Annotated in this window: 17 protein-coding genes, 1 tRNA gene and 1 pseudogene; 13 read left to right on the forward strand and 6 right to left on the reverse strand. The window is 36.9% G+C overall.

Translation table 11 applies throughout. The annotated features are described in order from the left end of the window. Positions 1-6: 6 nt before the first annotated feature. Positions 7-1,023 (reverse strand): EF-P beta-lysylation protein EpmB, encoded by a 1,017-nt coding sequence (gene epmB / locus ACH8JV_RS01055; protein WP_151739151.1) that lies wholly within the window; start codon positions 1,021-1,023, stop codon positions 7-9. A gap of 73 nt (positions 1,024-1,096) precedes the next feature. Between epmB and efp the strand changes: the two genes are divergently transcribed. The 10 genes and pseudogenes from efp to ACH8JV_RS01105 all read left to right on the forward strand — a co-directional run bounded on the left by efp (position 1,097) and on the right by ACH8JV_RS01105 (position 10,586). Continuing rightward, complete coding sequence (gene efp / locus ACH8JV_RS01060) at positions 1,097-1,666, forward strand: elongation factor P (RefSeq protein WP_263614294.1); 570 nt, start codon at positions 1,097-1,099, stop codon at positions 1,664-1,666. 164 nt (positions 1,667-1,830) lie between these two features. After that, the gene (locus ACH8JV_RS01065; protein WP_343569195.1) at positions 1,831-3,927 is read left to right on the forward strand and encodes a carbon starvation CstA family protein; all 2,097 of its coding nucleotides are present in this window, start codon (positions 1,831-1,833) and stop codon (positions 3,925-3,927) included. A 2-nt stretch (positions 3,928-3,929) separates the two neighbouring features. Then, positions 3,930-4,232 (forward strand): YbdD/YjiX family protein, encoded by a 303-nt coding sequence (locus tag ACH8JV_RS01070; RefSeq protein ID WP_002052430.1) that lies wholly within the window; start codon positions 3,930-3,932, stop codon positions 4,230-4,232. A gap of 168 nt (positions 4,233-4,400) precedes the next feature. Next, a tRNA-Val gene (locus ACH8JV_RS01075) sits at positions 4,401-4,477 on the forward strand. Between the two features lie 111 nt (positions 4,478-4,588). After that, entirely contained in the window at positions 4,589-5,182 is a 594-nt protein-coding gene (locus ACH8JV_RS01080; protein WP_396519240.1) for a DUF6714 family protein, read from the forward strand. A 114-nt stretch (positions 5,183-5,296) separates the two neighbouring features. Then, complete coding sequence (locus ACH8JV_RS01085; protein WP_396519242.1) at positions 5,297-5,455, forward strand: hypothetical protein; 159 nt, start codon at positions 5,297-5,299, stop codon at positions 5,453-5,455. A gap of 186 nt (positions 5,456-5,641) precedes the next feature. Further along, the gene (locus ACH8JV_RS01090; protein WP_396519244.1) at positions 5,642-6,409 is read left to right on the forward strand and encodes a hypothetical protein; all 768 of its coding nucleotides are present in this window, start codon (positions 5,642-5,644) and stop codon (positions 6,407-6,409) included. Positions 6,410-6,702: 293 nt separating this feature from the next. After that, a pseudogene (locus tag ACH8JV_RS01095) lies at positions 6,703-8,585 on the forward strand (potassium transporter Kup). Between the two features lie 260 nt (positions 8,586-8,845). Further along, a complete protein-coding gene (locus ACH8JV_RS01100; RefSeq protein ID WP_396519246.1) occupies positions 8,846-9,997 on the forward strand; it encodes a hypothetical protein in 1,152 nt (383 codons plus the stop codon). A 1-nt stretch (position 9,998) separates the two neighbouring features. Continuing rightward, positions 9,999-10,586, forward strand: a complete 588-nt coding sequence (locus ACH8JV_RS01105) for a hypothetical protein (RefSeq protein WP_396519248.1) — start codon at positions 9,999-10,001, stop codon at positions 10,584-10,586. Between the two features lie 418 nt (positions 10,587-11,004). Here the strand turns inward: ACH8JV_RS01105 and ACH8JV_RS01110 are convergent, their stop codons facing one another. After that, positions 11,005-11,247, reverse strand: a complete 243-nt coding sequence (locus tag ACH8JV_RS01110; protein ID WP_396519250.1) for a hypothetical protein — start codon at positions 11,245-11,247, stop codon at positions 11,005-11,007. Between the two features lie 56 nt (positions 11,248-11,303). On the opposite strand from ACH8JV_RS01110, the gene ACH8JV_RS01115 reads away from it, so the two are divergent. Beyond that, the gene (locus ACH8JV_RS01115; RefSeq protein ID WP_396519252.1) at positions 11,304-11,864 is read left to right on the forward strand and encodes a TetR/AcrR family transcriptional regulator; all 561 of its coding nucleotides are present in this window, start codon (positions 11,304-11,306) and stop codon (positions 11,862-11,864) included. A gap of 618 nt (positions 11,865-12,482) precedes the next feature. Further along, a complete protein-coding gene (locus tag ACH8JV_RS01120) occupies positions 12,483-14,102 on the forward strand; it encodes a phosphodiester glycosidase family protein (protein ID WP_396519254.1) in 1,620 nt (539 codons plus the stop codon). A gap of 308 nt (positions 14,103-14,410) precedes the next feature. Here the strand turns inward: ACH8JV_RS01120 and ACH8JV_RS01125 are convergent, their stop codons facing one another. Both ACH8JV_RS01125 and ACH8JV_RS01130 read right to left on the reverse strand, forming a co-directional pair. Beyond that, on the reverse strand, positions 14,411-15,028 hold the full coding sequence (locus ACH8JV_RS01125; protein ID WP_396519256.1) for a nitroreductase family protein: 618 nt from the start codon (positions 15,026-15,028) through the stop codon (positions 14,411-14,413). Between the two features lie 40 nt (positions 15,029-15,068). After that, positions 15,069-15,941 (reverse strand): EamA family transporter, encoded by an 873-nt coding sequence (locus ACH8JV_RS01130; RefSeq protein WP_396478387.1) that lies wholly within the window; start codon positions 15,939-15,941, stop codon positions 15,069-15,071. Between the two features lie 70 nt (positions 15,942-16,011). On the opposite strand from ACH8JV_RS01130, the gene ACH8JV_RS01135 reads away from it, so the two are divergent. Next, positions 16,012-16,542: a MarR family winged helix-turn-helix transcriptional regulator gene (locus ACH8JV_RS01135; RefSeq protein ID WP_396519258.1), complete on the forward strand. Its 531-nt coding sequence runs from the start codon at positions 16,012-16,014 to the stop codon at positions 16,540-16,542. A 67-nt stretch (positions 16,543-16,609) separates the two neighbouring features. On the opposite strand, the gene ACH8JV_RS01140 is transcribed toward ACH8JV_RS01135, so the two are convergent. Both ACH8JV_RS01140 and ACH8JV_RS01145 read right to left on the reverse strand, forming a co-directional pair. Further along, positions 16,610-17,521, reverse strand: coding sequence for an ornithine cyclodeaminase family protein (locus tag ACH8JV_RS01140; protein ID WP_396519260.1), 912 nt, complete (start codon positions 17,519-17,521; stop codon positions 16,610-16,612). 113 nt (positions 17,522-17,634) lie between these two features. Continuing rightward, a complete protein-coding gene (locus ACH8JV_RS01145) occupies positions 17,635-18,603 on the reverse strand; it encodes a threo-3-hydroxy-L-aspartate ammonia-lyase (RefSeq protein ID WP_396519262.1) in 969 nt (322 codons plus the stop codon). Positions 18,604-18,754: the final 151 nt, after the last annotated feature.

Genomic DNA, 18,754 nt, shown 5'->3' on the forward strand with positions numbered 1-18,754 from the left:
TATAACTCAAAAAGTTGTAGCCCCAAAAAGCGGTGTTTTATTCTTTTCGCCCGCAATTTCCCTGACGAGTTTAGGAACCAGATATCCAGGTAGGCTCGCTAACACGTCTTGATATATCGCATCTATTTCAGATGGCATTAAATCAAAATGTTGTGCACCTTTTACTTTATCTAATACGTGTAAGTAATATGGCATAACGCGAGCTTCAAATAGACGATAACTTAAATCAGTTAAAGTTTGAGCAGAATCATTGACACCTTTTAGCAATACCGCCTGATTTAGTACAGTAATGTGGTGTGAAGATAACTCTATCAACTTTGAACAAGTAAAGTCATCGAGCTCAGAAGCATGGTTCGAGTGTACCACCAGAATAATACGCAGCCTACTGTTTTTTAATAAAGAAATAAGCTCTTCGTCGATTCGATTTGGAATGACAATAGGAACTCGTGAATGAATTCGCAAAATCTTAACTTGTTTGAGAGATGATAAACGTTCTAGCCAAAGTGCAAGCTTACGGTTAGAAAGTGTAAGTGGGTCACCTCCACTTAAAATCACTTCATTAATGTCAGGATTGGCTTCGATATAGTTTTTAATATTGAGCCAATCATCATTTTTTGGCAGATTTTCCTGATAAGGGAAGTGACGGCGGAAACAATAACGACAATGCACAGCACATGCACCCGTCAAAGTCAGTAAAAAGCGCGATTTATATTTATGTAAAACACCCGGTAACTGGTTGGCTGCTTCTTCACCTAAAGGATCTGTAACAAACTCAGGATGTTCCTCAAGCTCTAAATGATGAGGTAATACTTGTAGTAAAAGCGGGTCAAGCGGGTTTTTAGCGTTCATTTTTCCGACGAACGCACGAGGAACACGCAATTTAAACTTTTCAGAAGCCAGAATCGCACCTGATAATAGCTGATCTGAGGATAACTCGAGTAGGCTTAGCAATTCAGAAGGATCAGTAATAAGGTCACTGAGTTGTGATTGCCAGTTTTGCTCTTGGTATAAATAGTTTATCATTTGACACGATTAAGATAATGCAACAACGCATTATATCGCATAGTTGACTTGTTAAGTTTGGAGTGTGCCTTTCATGGCCTATTATTCTACAAATGATTTCAAAGCTGGCCTTAAGGTTATGCTTGATGGTAACCCATGTTCTATCATGGAAAACGAATATGTAAAACCAGGTAAAGGTCAAGCGTTCAACCGTGTAAAATTACGTAACCTTAAAACTGGCAAAGTATTAGAAAAAACTTTCAAATCAGGTGACTCTTTAGAAGCGGCTGACATCGTTGAAGTTGAAATGGAATACCTATACAACGACGGTGAAATGTGGAACTTCATGGATCCTGTAACTTTTGAGCAAATCGCTGCAGACAAAATTGCAATGGGCGATGCTGCTAAATGGTTAAAAGACGATTCAAATGAAAAATGTACAATTATGTTGTTCAACGGCGTACCTTTAACAGTAAGCCCACCGAACTTCGTTGTATTAAAAATTGTTGAAACTGATCCGGGCGTACGTGGTGATACATCTGGCGGTGGCGGTAAACCAGCTAAGCTTGAAACTGGTGCGGTTGTTCGTGTTCCGTTATTTGTTCAGCAAGAAGAAAGCGTTCGTGTAGATACTCGTACTGGCGATTATTTAGAGCGTGCATAATAGTTAAAAAATAAACTATTATCGAAGGGATGATGTCAATCATCCCTTTTTTTATGCGAAAGTATAAGAGGAAAAAAGAAAAAGGAGGAGTAGAGTCACAGGGATTAAGAGAAACAGTACATAACAATATAAAAATGCTGTAGTTATTTATTGAGAGGTTAAGAATGGACACAATGCAAGCGAAATCTACGCTTCCCTCCAAGCTGGTCTGGAGCCTAGTGGCAATTATAGGTGCAATTTCTTTTGGGATGCTGGCACTCAGTCGTGGTGAACATGTTAACGCGGTTTGGCTTGTACTGGCTGCAGCATGTGTATATAGCATCGCATATCGATTTTATAGTCTATTTATTGCAACTAAAGTATTTGAATTAAACCCAAGACGTTTAACCCCAGCACATCGTTTAGCCGATGGTCTGGATTATGTACCCACCAATAAATATGTGCTTTTCGGTCACCACTTTGCTGCAATTGCAGGAGCAGGGCCGTTAGTTGGACCAATTTTGGCTGCACAAATGGGCTTTTTACCAGGCACGATCTGGTTATTGGTCGGTGTGGTTCTGGCAGGTGCGGTACAAGACTTTTTAGTCTTATTTATCTCAACACGCCGTGATGGTCGTTCACTTGGTGAAATGGCAAAGCAGGAGCTTGGTTCTTTTGCTGGTATTGTCGTAATGCTCGGTGCGCTTGGGGTAATGATTATTATCCTTGCAGTACTGGCGTTGGTGGTTGTTAAAGCACTTGCACATAGTCCATGGGGTGTCTTTAGTATTGCAGCAACCATTCCAATTGCATTGTTCATGGGCGTTTATATGCGCTTTATCCGTCCGGGACGTATTGCAGAAGTTTCAATTATTGGCTTTGTTTTAATGATGCTGGCAATTGTCTATGGTGGACATGTTGCAGCAGACCCGTACTGGGGGGAGTTCTTCACTTTAACTGGTACACAACTGACTTGGTGTCTCATCATTTATGGTTTTATCGCATCGGTATTGCCAGTTTGGTTGTTATTAGCACCACGTGATTATTTATCAACCTTCCTTAAAATCGGGGTGATTCTTGGTTTGGCAGTGGGTATTATCATTGCATTACCTGAATTGAAAATGCCAGCTGTAACTCACTTCATTGATGGTACAGGTCCAGTTTTCTCAGGTAGTTTATTCCCATTCCTATTTATTACCATTGCCTGTGGTGCCATTTCTGGTTTCCATGCACTTGTATCTAGTGGTACGACACCAAAACTCGTCGATAACGAAGCTGATATTCGTGTGATTGGCTACGGCGGTATGCTTATGGAGTCTTTTGTCGGGATCATGGCAATGATCTGTGCGACAGTTTTAGACCCGGGTGTGTATTTTGCGATTAATGCGCCAGCGGCAGTACTCGGTACAACTGTAGAAACTGCGGCAGAAGCTGTACGTAATTTAGGCTTTGTGGTTACCCCAGAAATGTTAACCGTATTGGCTCAAGAAGTAGGTGAAAGCTCGATTCTTTCACGTACGGGTGGTGCGCCTACCTTTGCTATTGGTATGGCTCATATCATTTCTGAAATTTTTAATAGCCGCCAAATGATGGCATTTTGGTATCACTTTGCCATTTTATTTGAAGCGTTATTCATTTTAACTGCTGTAGATGCGGGTACTCGTGCTTGTCGTTTCATGGTGCAAGACACGGTAGGTATTGTTATTCCTGCGGTTAAAGCATCAGGTTCATTCTTTGGTAATTTGGTTGGTACAGCCGTTGCAGTTGGTGGATGGGGCTTCTTCGTCTATCAAGGTGTGATTGACCCATTAGGTGGCGTTAATTCATTATGGCCTCTGTTTGGTGTTGGTAACCAAATGCTGGCTTCTATGGCACTCATTTTAGGTACAGTCATTCTGTTTAAAATGAAAAAAGAAAAATATGTATGGGTAACGATTATTCCAACTATTTTCTTGTTCGTGACCTGTATGACTGCTGGTTGGCAAAAGATTTTCCACGAAAACCCAAAAATTGGTTTCTTGGCGCAAGCGCATAAGTTCTCTGATGCGATTGCTCGCGGTGAAATTATTAAACCAGCCAAAACTATTGCTGAGATGCAAAACATTGTGATGTCGAATCAGATTAATGCTGCGCTTTGTGGCTTCTTTATGATTGTATCGATTGTCATGATTATTGCCTCAATTGGTATTGTTCGCCGTGCTTTAGCGAGTCGTACTCCGACTGTAAATGAAGCACCTGCGGTATATGCCGATCCTGAAGTGGTTACCACTCGAGGAGAATAAAGATGAATTTTAAATTTGCAAAAAATGGAACTGTCATTATTGCGAAAATCATCAAAATGACAGTGCTCTCGCAAAAAGAGCTATTACTTTCTCCAAAGAACTGGTCGCGTATAGCAACCTTGTGGCAGCGTTTGCAGCAAAGCTTTCGTCTCATGGTAGGCGTGCCGGACTATCAAACGTATTTGGAGCACATGAAAGCTCATCATCCTGATTTAACACCTATGGATGCGAAGACTTTCTACCGTCATTGTGTTGATGTGCGTTATCCATCGGCAGGCGGTACTTTAAAGAAATGCCCTTGTTAAATTGAGAGTTAAATTCAGCTAAACAAAACGGTATGTGGTTGAACCATGTGCCGTTTTATTTTTTTTGGAAAATGAAAAAAGTTTGCTTAAAGTCTGCTCATTTGTATTTTTTTCAATGGCAAATCTCTTGTTTTGCTTTTGAAAAATGAATATTATGCTTTCCATTCTAGGTGTATAGCTCAGTTGGTTAGAGCGCTACGTTGACATCGTAGAGGTCTCCAGTTCGAGTCTGGATATACCTACCAAGATTTATAAAGGGTTTACATCGTTTCATAACATGTAAGCCCTTTTTTTATGCCTGTTTGTCGCATTCTATATTTGGTAGAGTCGGAAACTAGGGATTTTAGGACAATAAAATGAATATCGATACTTTAAAGAATCAAATAGAGTTTGAATTTAAAAATGTTACTTTGGGGAATGCTTATACTCTGCCTGAGGAAGACTATGCCGATACAAGCTACTGGTACTTTGATAAAAGGCGCACCGATTTAAACTTAACTGAGGAAGAATGGGTAAAGCAGGAACTTTTCCTTCTTGAGACTGGTAATTGGTTTAGAGAAGACTTTAAAGAGGCTGTAAATGCAATTAAAGAAAAGAGGAAAATGAATAATAGGTACAGTAATCCTTTTGAAATACCTGTTTCATATTTAGACAACTACCATACGGGTTTTGGTTTTTTAGAACCTCAGGGATTTCTGTTTTATACCCCAGCTATTATGAGTTCTGTTTTAAAAGACGCCGAAGTTCTATCTTCACCTAGTTTTTTATCTTGGTTTTATCGTTTAAGAAGTTTAAATACTTTTGAAGAAACTCCTAAGTTATTAAATTGTTTTACCAAAGCACAAATAGAAATGTTAAAAGACTTTCTGTTATTTATTTCCACTCTATCTCTAGAGATGAAAGAAGGAGTAGATAAGTGTTTAAATAATATAAGTTTATTAGGATTCTGAGTGTAACGATAAAGGGGTTACATCGTTTTAATAACATGTAAGCCCTTTTTTTATGCCTGTTTGTCGCATTCTATATTTGGCAGAGTTGGAAACTAGGGATTTTAGGAAAATAAAATGAATATCGATACTTTAAAGAATCAAATAGAATTTGAATTTAAAAATGTTACTTTGGGGTATGCTTATACTCTGCCTGAGGAAGACTATGCTGATACAAGTTATTGGTATTTTGATAAACAACATTCAGACTCTAATTTAACATTGTACGAGGTATAGCGATTCGTGAATTAAGTTTGACGATTTAATTTTACTATCTCGCTATTTCTTATACAGTAAATGTCAGCAGATCCATATTAACAATATGGATTAATGCTTATAATAAACTCCCATAAATTGATCAAAATTTATTGGAGTTAGGGTAGTTGTACATCAAATATTGGATGCATAAAAAGTTGCTTGAAAATGATGAATAATAAATATAGAGCCATGCTATTACTACTTTTGTTGATTGTTGGCTTGAATGCATGTAGTAGTCCGCATTCACCTGAGGGGAAAATGGTTGTTACCGGTATATTGTTATCCCCAGTTCTTATTCCTATTGCTATTGTTAAGGGAACAACAAAAGCCACTCGTGAGACTTGGAACACAACAAAAATTTCAATAAAACATAAGTCTGCAATCAAAGAAAGTAATATAAAAGGCTTAATTCAAATTTTGGACGTCTATTCTACACATTCATCCAAAACTGATATTGAAAGTGCTGCAAATAAGATGGTGGAACTTTATCAAAATAATAAACTTGATATGACACAAATGGATCAAGTGCTCTATTTAGCATATTCATATTCAATATTAAGCAGCAAGGAAAATAAATATGGGTATTCAAAAATTGATAAGGAAAAAATATCAAAAGCTTGGGAAATCATAAAAATTTATAGTAAACAAAAACAGTTATATGATGAGGAAATAAAAAAACTAACAGCTTCGGGTAAACAGAAGGATTGTTTGTGTGATAAATATAATATTATTGGAGATAGTGAAATTTTTGACTCAATTCGCATCGGGTTATATCTTGCGGATTTAAATGACTTTGATGATGAAAAAAGAAAAGAAGTTGTTGAAAAATGTGAAAATAATATTCCAAACTATGAAATTATTTATATGGATAATGGCGGAATTAACGCTTATTTATTCTGCTCAAAGGTAAAGCACGCGTTATTATGGTTTTAGGAATGATTCAACAAATGTATATGAAATAGTCGTATGCGACTTTCTAAAATTAATTTTTATAAAGTGACATAGCTATCTACCTCATAAGTAGAAGAGGTAAAGTTGATAGAAGTATTCTGAATTCAAATACTATGAGAGTAGACTAATTTTGTGTTTATAGTCCCCCTTATTATAGGAAGTAATATCTTATTGATTATTAATGCTCTTGATTTTTATATTTTGATCAATGATATTGGGTTATAGGTGTTAGTACTTCTATATAAGAATAATAATTTCATATCAAGGAGATATGGATGAGTTCACATGAGATTGGACGTCAAAAAATGTCAGCAATGACATTGGGTGCTTTAGGGGTGGTTTTTGGTGATATAGGTACTAGCCCACTTTACGCTTTTACCCAATGTTTTCATACATCACATAATGTTCCTATAAATGAAGCGAATGTTCTAGGCATTTTATCCTTGATTTTTTGGGCACTGATGATCGTGGTGTCCTTGAAATTTAGTATGTTAATTATGCGTGCTGATAATCATGGTGAGGGCGGCATTTTAGCTTTATTAGCTCTTAACATGCACAATAAGCAAATTGGGCCTAAAGTGCGCTTTGGGTTAATCACGATAGGGTTATTTGGTGCTTCATTATTTTTTGGTGATGGCATTATTACCCCCGCTATTTCAGTATTGTCAGCAGTAGAGGGATTGTCCGTAGCAACCCCTATTTTTACACCGTATGTGATACCAATTACGATTGTGATTCTAATTGGATTATTTATGATCCAGAAGAAGGGAACTGGATCCGTAGGCCGTTTTTTTGGACCTATCATGCTAATCTGGTTTTTATCATTAGGTTTTATTGGCCTATCTCACATTATCAAGAACCCTTATATCTTGAATATGCTTAATCCGTATTGGGCTCTTCCTTTCATTGAAAATAACCCCGTGACTGCATTTGTAGTTATGGGAGCAGTTGTATTGACGATTACAGGTGGAGAGGCTTTATATGCGGATATGGGCCATTTTGGTCGTAAGCCAATTCAATTAGCTTGGTTTTTGGTTGCGCTACCGTGCTTGGTATTAAACTATGCAGGACAAGGTGCGTTGATTCTGCAAAACCCGCAGGCCATCGAGAATACTTTTTTCATAATGGTACCTAAAATAGCATTATATCCTATGATTGCTTTAGCAACTGCTGCGACAGTAATTGCCTCTCAAGCAGTTATTTCAGGTGTGTTTTCTATGGCACGTCAAGCTATCCAATTAGGTTATTTACCACGTTTTGCTATTGATCATACCTCTGAATCTGAAATTGGTCAGATTTATATACCAGCATTGAACTGGATGTTGCTTGGTATGATTATTGGTTTAGTGCTTATGTTTCAATCTAGTGCTAATCTAGCTTCGGCTTATGGTATTGTGCAGTAACTTTAACTATGTTCTGTGACACTATTCTAGTTGCTTTCATCATGTATCACTTATGAAAATGGCCTTCGTGGGTCATGTTGTTAATTGCGATACCTTTGCTAATTCCAGATCTCCTCTTTATTGCTTCAACTTCATTAAAAATTGTAGATGGCGGCTGGTTTCCATTAATGATGGGCGCAATCACTTTTATAATTATGACAACATGGCGCCGTGGACGTGAATTACTACTGCGCAAGTTGCAAAGTGACACTATGCCATTAGATTTATTTATTAAGAGCTTGGAGTCTAGTGCTTATATGGTGAGTGGAACGGCTGTATTTATGACAAGTAGTCCAAAAGTTGTTCCTCATGCTTTATTACATAATTTAAAACATAATAAAATACTTCATGAACGTAATATTTTGATCACCATAAATACTCGTGACATTCCATATGTAGATGAATCGGAACGTATTGATGTCGAAGTGTTAGATAAGCACTTTTTACGTGTCACTGCTTATTATGGATTTAAAGAGCAGCCAAATGTACCTCAAGCATTAGAACAAGCTTTAACTAAGTTGAATCAACCATATAACATTATGGACACAAGCTTTTTTGTATCACGTGAACGTGTAATTCATAACGTAGGTGATGGTATTGTTTCATGGCGTGAAAAACTGTTCATTTCTATGCAACTTAATACGAGTCCTGCTAGTGATTTCTTCCAGATACCAGCTAACCGAGTGGTGGAAATGGGGAGCCAAGTAGAGATTTAGGGACGCCTTGATTGATTTTATATGTGCAGAAATGAGAGGCTTTTAAAGGCTTAAATTTAGAAGATTTAAGCCTTTTTTTTTGCCTTTTTGTCGCATTCTATATTTGGCAGAACTAGTGATCCAAACTCGATTATTAATCGTTCCTTGACTGAGAATACAATCACAAGAAGAAGTCGATAATTTAAAGCCATTTAGTGGATTATTTTTTGTAGTTTTTAATCAAAAAGTAAAATAAAATATTTGAAAATAAGGGGAAATAAATGAAAAAACTATTTTTAGTAGCAATATTATTGGGGTTGACGGGATGTGGGGATAATAACCAGAGCGATACGTCTCAATCTGATACAACACAGACGACACAATTACAAACAACCGAATTAGCATTGCCAACAACATCTAATTACAAGTTAGCAGCTTCATCACTAATGATGAGTCCAGCAATATCACCTTTAGGTGGTTGGTCAATTACTAAGTCGACAACTATGGGGGCATCGACATTAGTTGATGCAGTTAATGATACTAGAGTTTCCGCAGCACTAATAACACCAAATGCGAAGCAAGTAGCAGAAGTATTACGTGGCGGGGTAGCTGGAGTTGCCTTAGCTATTGCAGTTGATCAATTACTTGATGCAGTAGACTGGGTTTTGGATCCTGCGAATAATAGTATTAAGTATAAGGAGCAACTACCCAATTACCCTACAGTTCCATGGATGTGGGCAACTGGTGCTGGTCAACAATCAGACTACATTTATCCTACAGCTGAAGCCGCTGGCCGAGCCATTTGTTCATATTACGGTGAAGGTTATAAAGAAATTTACTGGTACTCCCATCCTGTTAATGCACCTGTTGCATATGTTTGGTGTGTTACATCAGATGGTTATAGAGATCTTTGGGACATTCGTGGAAGAGCAAATCCTGCATATAATCCAAATGTAAAACTTGAGGAAAAATATCTCCCTCTCGAAGCCGTTGCTGAAAAAGTCATTTCCAACGCAGATACTGGTAGTTTAGACGCTCAAGTAGCAACTAATGCTGCAACGCAAAATATTTTAAATGATGCTATTCAGGCTGAACCTATTGTTCAAGAGCTTGAGAATAATGCTAATAATAACTGTCCAACTGATATGATAAATAATGGAAGTTGTTGGATATGTTCTAAAGAATCATATGTACCAATTAGGAGTAGAGTTGTTTATGCTAAAGAGGTTGTCTTTGGATTAACCAAATGTTCAGTTGCAATGAATTCTAGTCAATTATTAACTAGATATAAGGCATATTCTGAGCTTGGTTCAGCGCGTGATGCAGAGAATGCGTGTTGGTCTCCTTCAGATCCAGACCATTTAAATGAGGCGATAAAAGCTAAAGCTACAGCAGCAGAATGCAACACGTATTTAGGTGCGCTTGGTCAGTAGAATGAAGAACGAAAATTTATTACAGCTAATTGAGCAAGAGTATAAGGATGTTACTTTAGGTGATAACTATACTCTTGCAGAAGAAGATTATGCGGATACCAGTTATTGGTATTTTGATAAACAACATCCAGACTCTAATTTAACAGCAGAGGAATGGGCGAGCCAAGAGCTTGGTTTTTTTGAAACATGTGGGTGGCTTGCAGCAGATCAGGAAGAGGCTATTCAAGCAATCAAAGAAAAAAGGAAGATGGCTAATAGATTTAGAAACCCTTTAGAAATACCTTCATTATATCTAAATATGCACTTTACAGGTTTCAGTTACTTAGCTCCTCAAGCATATTTATTTTATACTCCTGCGATTATGAAGCACTATTTAAATGAACCAGATTTTTTTTATAATAATAGCTTCACATGGTGGCTTCATCGATTAGAAAGAGCTAATAGTCCTGATTTGATTAAAGCATTATTAGAATACTTTGATGTACAACAAGTTGATGTACTTGAAAAATTCTTATTGTATGTTTTTAAATCAAGTAATGAATACAAAGATATCAATATCGCTTTAGATAACCTAAGGCTTATAAAATAAATGTAGAGACTTAACCAGTAAGAAAGTAAAGCCCCCTCTAAATTAGACTATGAGTGTCCAACTTTCGGGGGGCAGTTCACTACTGATCATTTCCCACTTTATAAACCCTCATTTAACAATCACTTATCTATTATTTATTCTTACTTTTTAATGATCTAATTTAAAACAAATGTCATTTTGTGTGCTTGACTGCAACAGGGTTGGGCACTATTCTTTGCCTGCTGGCCACATTGCCAGGCAGTTTTGACAGACTGCTCATGAACTTCCGCATCAGAGTTATTCTTTCTGAGGTATAACTTTGTGTGGTGACTACTCGTCCCTTTGCCGTAGCGGTAGGACGGGAGAGGGACACCCTCGGGTGTGCTAGTCTGAGTTCATGCTAGTCTGTCAACCTTCTTCCGTTCTGCCACCATAATTCTTAAATGTCTGGCAGAACTCCCAATAAAAAAGGAGTTGGCTTTGCACATCCATTATTTCTTGGCCGCCGTTGCCAAAAGCTATAACGACACAACTTAAAATTTAAAGCAGCTTGATCACCTTTAGGGTTTTCAGGCTTTAAGTCATTACGGCTCAAAAAACTTGCATCAACTATAAAACTTGAGATGTGCCAAGCACAGTCTTTATAGGCTTTGCTGTACTTTTTTTCTCCCAGAAAGGGCACAGGCTTTTTTTATCTCATTTATATACAACAAAAATTTATTTTATAACGGTAAAACTATGCCAAATTTAATTCTCCCAACACGTGCTTTTGAAGTTGTAAAAAAAGGGATTAATCTGTTCCATCACGGTGGGTTTCACATGGTCGGTGTCGACAAAATTGTGAGAGAAACCGAAGTGAACAAAATGACGTTTTATAATTATTTTCACTCTAAAGAACGCTTCATTGAAATCTGTCTAATTGTGCAAAAAGAACGTCTTCAAGACCAAGTGATTGCAATGGTCGAGTACGACGATGACACCAGTACACTCGATAAACTCAAGAAACTTTATGTATTACATACCGACTTAGAAGGGCCGTATTACTTATTATTTAGAGCTATTTTTGAAACTAAAAATACCTATTCAAAGGCTTATAAAACCGCGGTGAGATACAGAACGTGGCTCACCAATGAAATTTATAGCCAGCTTAGACAACTCAAAACAGATGTTTCCTTTACCGATGCCAGAATCTTTTTATATATGATGGAGAGCGCCATTATTCAGCTTTTAAGCTCGGATGGGACAGATGAAAGTGAGACGGTGCTTGAGTATTTTTTGCGAAGGTTGGTTTTTGGTTAAGAAAAATTACTAGCTTTACATGACTTAAAAAGCCATAAACTATGAAGCTTCAGTGATATTTTGAAAAAGCCACGTTAACGAGTCTAAGAAAAGTTGGATCTTTTTGATTGATAAGGTGTTGTGGCATAAAAATGAAGTTTTGATGAAAAGATGTGTTTTGAAAAATGAATAATAAATTCGTCATTTTCATTTTTTTGCCAAAAAAAATCAGGGATAAATAAAATATGTTTTTTTTCTTACATAGATCAAAAAGGATTTCTAGATTATTGCAGATGAGTGGAGTGGGGAATTAATTTTTTAAATCTGACCTTGAATATTATAATTTTTTAATTATTTTGGGGTTTTATTTTATTCAAAAAACTAAATTTTATTATGTAAGTAACTGAAAAATGTTTTTTTATTTTTCAGCGCCTGTGGGCGTAATACTCATTTGACTCTCATATTGTTAAGTATATCTTATTTGTTTAATTAATGGTTGGGAATATATAATGTGGATAAAATATTTTTACCGTTTTATATATTACAAAAAAAGAATATAAATTCTTCTTTATATTCTTTTTTTTAAGTTATTGTTCTTTTTCTAATAATATAGCTCGACCAAAAGGTTTTATTTATTTCATGAAAAAATTTTTTATTTTAGGTGCATTATTCATTTCTAGTAGTTCTATTTATGCTGTTTTACCGCCTTTTACAACACAAAACTTATTGAAATATGAAGGTAAAAAAGTTGACCATCTATCGCGTTTAAGAGTTAACCTAACTGTTTCAAGTAAGACAGATACTGGTGAAATTAATGTTTCAGATTTAATTCTTTGCTCAGCCTCTTCATGCTGGAAAGCTGAAGTTAATAAGTACATACCTGTAGCTAATAGTAGTACTACTAGAGGTCAGCTCATAGCTGATGTACTCATTCCTGAAAATGAACAAATTAATCAAATTATCTTTGAACCGACTACGGGCAAACAATCAATAGAAGGTGAGCTCAAACTGGTTCAACCAGTAAAAATTGATTCTGAATATCAAGGAACTAATCTTTATATTGTTTTGAATAAAATAGATAAAGGTAATGGGGTAGCAAGATATCAACCAATGGCTGCGACGGCACTCCCTTATAATCCTGAAGCTAAATATTATTTAGTTGATCCTAAGTTTAATCAATCAATCAATTTAAATAGTAAAAGTTCAATTACTTTTCCTTCAAGTTTTCTAAATCATCCCCAACTTTACATAATCACTGAACATAATGTTGGCAAAAAATTTCCTATGCTTGATATTTATCCTTATGTGAAAGGAAATGGAAGTTTAAATATTAAAATTGCTGAAAAAGATAAAAAAGTGACTACCACAACTTTAAGTAGTAATACAGCAACCCCTATAGCTTACTCAGAAATTTCCGAGTCAAGTACTCGTGTAATTGAAGGCTCAGACTATCCCAGTAACGCCGCACAAAAAGTCACTATGGCTGCGGCTGCTACAACTTGTTCATCTACGATAACTGCAAATTTAGCTTCTTATAGAACTACATTACAATCTACTGGAGTAGCACGAATTTCAGCTTGTGAGAATATTGCACCTAATATTCATATTGCATTGATTAATGCAAAAGATACTCGGATCAAATATGCCTTGCCAGTATCAGTTTCAAGTACAGCATCTGTTCCCCATCAACTTAATCTAGTACGTATGACAAATTATGGAGGCATCGCATTAGTTAATGGTTTTATGTGGGATGGGGATGCTGGTGCTTTAAGCGGCGGTAAAGGCACAGCTAAGGGTTTTCTCAATACTGATAATGTTATAAGGGCTAAAAATACTGATGGCGGAAATAAATTAACTTTTGGAGTAAGTAGCACGAAAGGGTTAGGTTTCTTTGAAACGAGTAGTCCAACTTATAACTTCCAAAGTTATGGTTATAATTTAATTAGTAGCTCAACATCTGTGGTTAAAAACGGTGTTTGTACAACAAGTACTGAAAATAATAGATGGTCTGCAATAGGAGCTAACTTATCTACAGGTGAAATTGTTATGGTTTCATCTACTTCATCAGGAACAACAACAGCTGCTGATCTGTGTTCTGTATTTAAAGCATTTGGTATCAATTATGCAATTCGTTTAGATGGAGGACCTAGTGCAGCAATGATTATTAGTGGTACACATCTTAATCCTTTAACAGGAGCTTCTTATTTGAAATACGGAAGTATGAGATATATTGCTTATCCTATTCAAATCAAAAACTAAATTTTTTGATAGATATATAAAAAGCGTAATTCTATTATGCTTTTTATATATTAAATGATGATGAAAACTACTTTAGATTTTGTCGATCATCGAATGTTTAAATATTCAGTAAAAAAGAACTTGGACTGAGAAAATGTTAGCTCTATTTAAAATCTGATAGTCACACAAAAAATGATAACTATCAGATTTAAACGAGAGCAGTTCTATATGCTATTCATGTTCTATATGCTATTCATTAAAAACTAATGACTCATGACTATCTATAGAATGAACAACAACAGATACTTTCCATTGTAGTTATAGCTTTACTAAACAATAGTAAGAACTTCGGTTACAGGCTTACGTATTTTTTGCGCCCAATTATTGGTTGTTGGATAACCCACCGCAACAATCATGACAGGCAATTCATTCGCTGTAAGTTCAAAATCTTGAGATACTTGTTTTGCATCAAATCCACCCATGGCACAAGTTCCTAAACCCATTTCTTGTGCTGCGAGTATTAAAGTCATTGCAGCTAAAGATGCCGAGCGAATAGCCTCATCGCGCTGTAATATAGCGTTATCTTGATAAGCATGAGTCGCTTGTCTTACCCAACTATCAATCACTTTATGTCCCATAATATTATTTTCTAGGGATGGCTGAAGTGCGTTATGCAGTTGATGATGCGCATCAAATGTGCCGCAGATTATAAAGTTTACGGAAGCATCGGTAATTTTATCTTGTCCGAACGCTGCCGCTTTCAACAATTGTTTTGACTCTTCAGAACGTACCGCTATAAAGCGCCAATTTTGTAAATTATAAGCCGACGGAGCTTTAGTTGCTAATTCGACTAATAACTTGATGGTCGCTTCATCTAATGAGCGATTTGGCTGAAAGTTATTAATTGATGTGCGAGTTTCGATAGCGTGTTGTATAGAGATGTTCATATAAGCCTCAGAAAAGAGAAAATAATTTTAAAGTTAATCATTAATTACGACGTGCTGTGGTCCATTGCACTACGAACACACTAATGAGTACGATGACTAATCCTAAAAGGGCAGTTCCTGAAATTGACTGTGATAACAAAGCCCAACCCAGTACCACCGCAGTAAGGGGACTAAGTAATCCAAGGGATGCAACAGCTACACTCGGCAGACGGCTTATGCCTCTAAACCAAAGCACATAAGCCACTAAAGCACCAGCCAAGCTCAGATAAGCGTAAGAAATATATTGGACAGGTTTTAAAGTAGGGAGAGGTGCATCTACCATCCAAGCTATAGGTAGAAGAATTAAGCCCCCAATCACAAGCTGCCAACCCGTAAGAGCGAGTAATGGCATATCTAATTTCCAGCGAGATGTGAGCCACACACCACACGCCATACAAATAGCACCTAATAGGGCAGCTAAGATTCCAATCGGTTCAAATACGGTATTAGGCGATAACAGTAAGATTGCCATTCCAAACATACCTATGACGGCTGCCCATAATGTAGATCTGAGCGGTGACCGACCATCTACTACCCAAGCGATTACCATTACAAGTAAAGGCTGAATTGCACCAAGTACAGCTGCCAATCCACCCGGTAAACGATAGGCTGCTATAAACAAAAAGGCTTGGAAAAATCCTATATTGAGTGCCCCAAGTATGATGAGGCGCCACCAATCATTTTTTGCAGGCATGCGACGAGTCAACAAAAGTAAAAGTAAGCCTGCTGGTAATACTCGTATAAGTGCAGAGGTAAATGGACGGTCGGATGGTAAAAGCTCCGATGTCACAATATATGTGGAACCCCAAATGAGAGGAGCTAATGCGGTGAGTAAAATATCTAACCCGCGTGATGTTGGTAATGTATTTGACATATTGTTGTAATTTATCTTCAATTCAAGATATTATTATGTTGTCACACTAATTAGCTTGAAGTCAAGATAAATGAAAAATCAGAACGATAGTCTTGAAAAAGATGAAGTTGATAAAATTTTAGAACAATGGGCGAAAGAGCGACCAGATCTTGATGCCAGTCCTATGGGGCCTATTGGTCGCATTAAACGCTGTGCGACTCTGTTAGAACGGCTTTTAGAATCTACGTTCTCAACCTTTGACCTGAGTCTTTGGGAGTTTGATATGTTGGCTACCCTTCGACGTTCGGGATCCCCATATAGGCTAAGTCCAACTGAATTGTTTTCAGCATTAATGATTACTTCTGGGACAATGACACATCGTTTAAAAAAACTAGAGCAGAGGAACCTTATTGAGCGTATCGATAACGAAGAAGATGCTCGTAGTATGCTCGTTCAACTTACCAGTCATGGATTGGAACTCATCAATAAGGCAGTTGAAGCACATGTAGAGAATGAACGTCATATACTTTCGGTACTGTCGAATAATGAAATAGACAATATCAATACTTCTCTATCAGTACTGCTTCAATCTTTAGAGAAGTCTTCAAAAAAGGTTAAGTAAAAATATAAAAAAGAACTCTTTTAAATTTAACTGCATCAGCCTGAATGATGCAGTTAAATGATAAATATTAAGAAATTTCTAAAATTTTCTGGGCGATATATAAATCTTGTATAGATAAGCCTGAACTATCATAAATTGTGATTTGGTCTGGTGACTGCCTTCCTTGAGCATTTACTAAAAGCACATCACCTATATTTGTTAAAGTTGCAGACATAGGCGCATGTTGAAATTCACCAATGAGTTTAGACTGAACGTCAAGATCACAAAATAAACCACTATGTGAAAATAACTCTGGCGGAAGTTCTTGTTTGCCTTGTTTATCTGAACCCATAGATGAAATATGAGTACCAGCTTTAACCCATTCTGCTTTGAAAAGAGGAGTGTGGGAGGACGTGGCTGTCACAATAATATCGGCTTGTTCACAGGCTTCTTTTGCACCGGTAATGTTAAGCTTAACGCCTAACGGTTTGAGGTCTTCTGCCATTTTTTCAGCTTTCGTTAGGTCACGTCCAACTATCAAAATCTGTTCGAAATTTCTAATTCTCGCTAAAGCCTCGCATTCATATTTGGCCTGATTTCCTGTACCAAATATGACTAATACTTTTGAATCTTTTCTTGCAAGTACCTGGGTCGCAACAGCATTAGATGCCGCTGTTCGAAACGCGTTGACTTTGCCTGCTTCGATAGCTGCTGCCATTTTTCCATTGGCTTGATTAAATAATAAAATGAGTGCGTTATGGCGAGGCAAACCATTTTTAGGGTTATCTTCCCAAAAAGAACCAACTTTAAGACCAGCTAAGTGCTGAGTCGCCGATGACTTAACACTAAAGGTATTTTTGCTATCGGAACCTTGACCGTGAACCACAGGAAAACTTTTAGTGTCAGGTTGAGTTGCAGCAATTAAAGCTTGGTAAATGGCATCATAAGCCAGTTCATGATTGATGAGAGCAGAAGATTCAGACTCAGAAATAAATCTCATCACCATCTCCAAAAGTTTATTTAAATTAAGACACGAGCAAGTCGAGAGACGAATAGCATGTGATACCTATCTATGACGCATTAACGGACATCATAGATAGACATTGGCTTTTATTAAGCGGATAAAAACTCTACATATTTAGAAATATCGACATTCCCGCCACTAATAATGATGCCTATACGTTTGCCTTTTAACTCATGCTTTAAATTACGTGCAGCAGCAAATCCGAGACATCCTGTCGGTTCAACCACCATCTTCATTCTTTCAGCAAAGAACTTCATACAGCTAATGAGGTCTTCATCTTCTACTGTCAAAATATCATCTACATTCTTTTGAATAATAGGGAATGTTAGTTTGCCTAAATATTGCGTTTGAGCACCATCGGCAATGGTTTGTGGCGTGTCAATATGAACAATTTTTCCTTTTCTAAAAGACATTTGTCCATCATTTCCTAGAGCAGGTTCAACACCATATATTTTACAGTTAGGCGAGAGCTGGCGAGCAGACAGGGCAGAACCTGCCAATAAACCACCACCACCTAAACATACAAACAGATAATCTAGGTTACCCACTTCTTCAAATAACTCTTTAGCAGCCGTTCCTTGACCCGCAATTACATGAGGATGGTCATAAGATGGAATGAGTGTCAGGCCATTTTTTTCGGCGATCTCTTTTCCAATTTTTTCCCGATCTTCTGTATAGCGATCAAATTCAACAATATCGGCGCCGTATTCTCGCGTTGCTGCCATTTTTGCCGCAGGAGCATCTTGTGGCATAACGATTATGGCTGGAATACCCAGAGTTTTTGCTGAAAGTGCAATCGCTTGTGCATGGTTTCCCGAAGAGAAAGCAACTACACCCGCTTTTTTTTGAGCTTCACTAAATTGCAAAAGCGCATTCATTGCACCACGAAATTTGAAGGCGCCAACACGCTGAAAGTTCTCACATTTAAAAAATACTTCTGCTTCAAACTCATTGTTCACAGTACGTGAAGTTAAAACAGGAGTCTTATTTGCAAAACCTTTTATACGTTCAGCAGCGGCTGCGACATCTTCATAAGTGGGAAGGGTTAAATTTTTCATAATTAAACCTAATTCTATTCAATGTTTTCGGATGCAAGATTTGCTATTGCTCAAGTGACATACAATATATGGACCTTGTTTAGATAAAATATATAGATTTAGATAAAATGTCTAATTTTATTTTCTAATGTGATAACAATGAGATATAAGA

The sequence above is a fragment of the Acinetobacter sp. ABJ_C5_2 genome (assembly GCF_044538485.1).
In the GTDB taxonomy this organism is placed as follows: Bacteria; Pseudomonadota; Gammaproteobacteria; order Pseudomonadales; family Moraxellaceae; genus Acinetobacter; species Acinetobacter nosocomialis_A.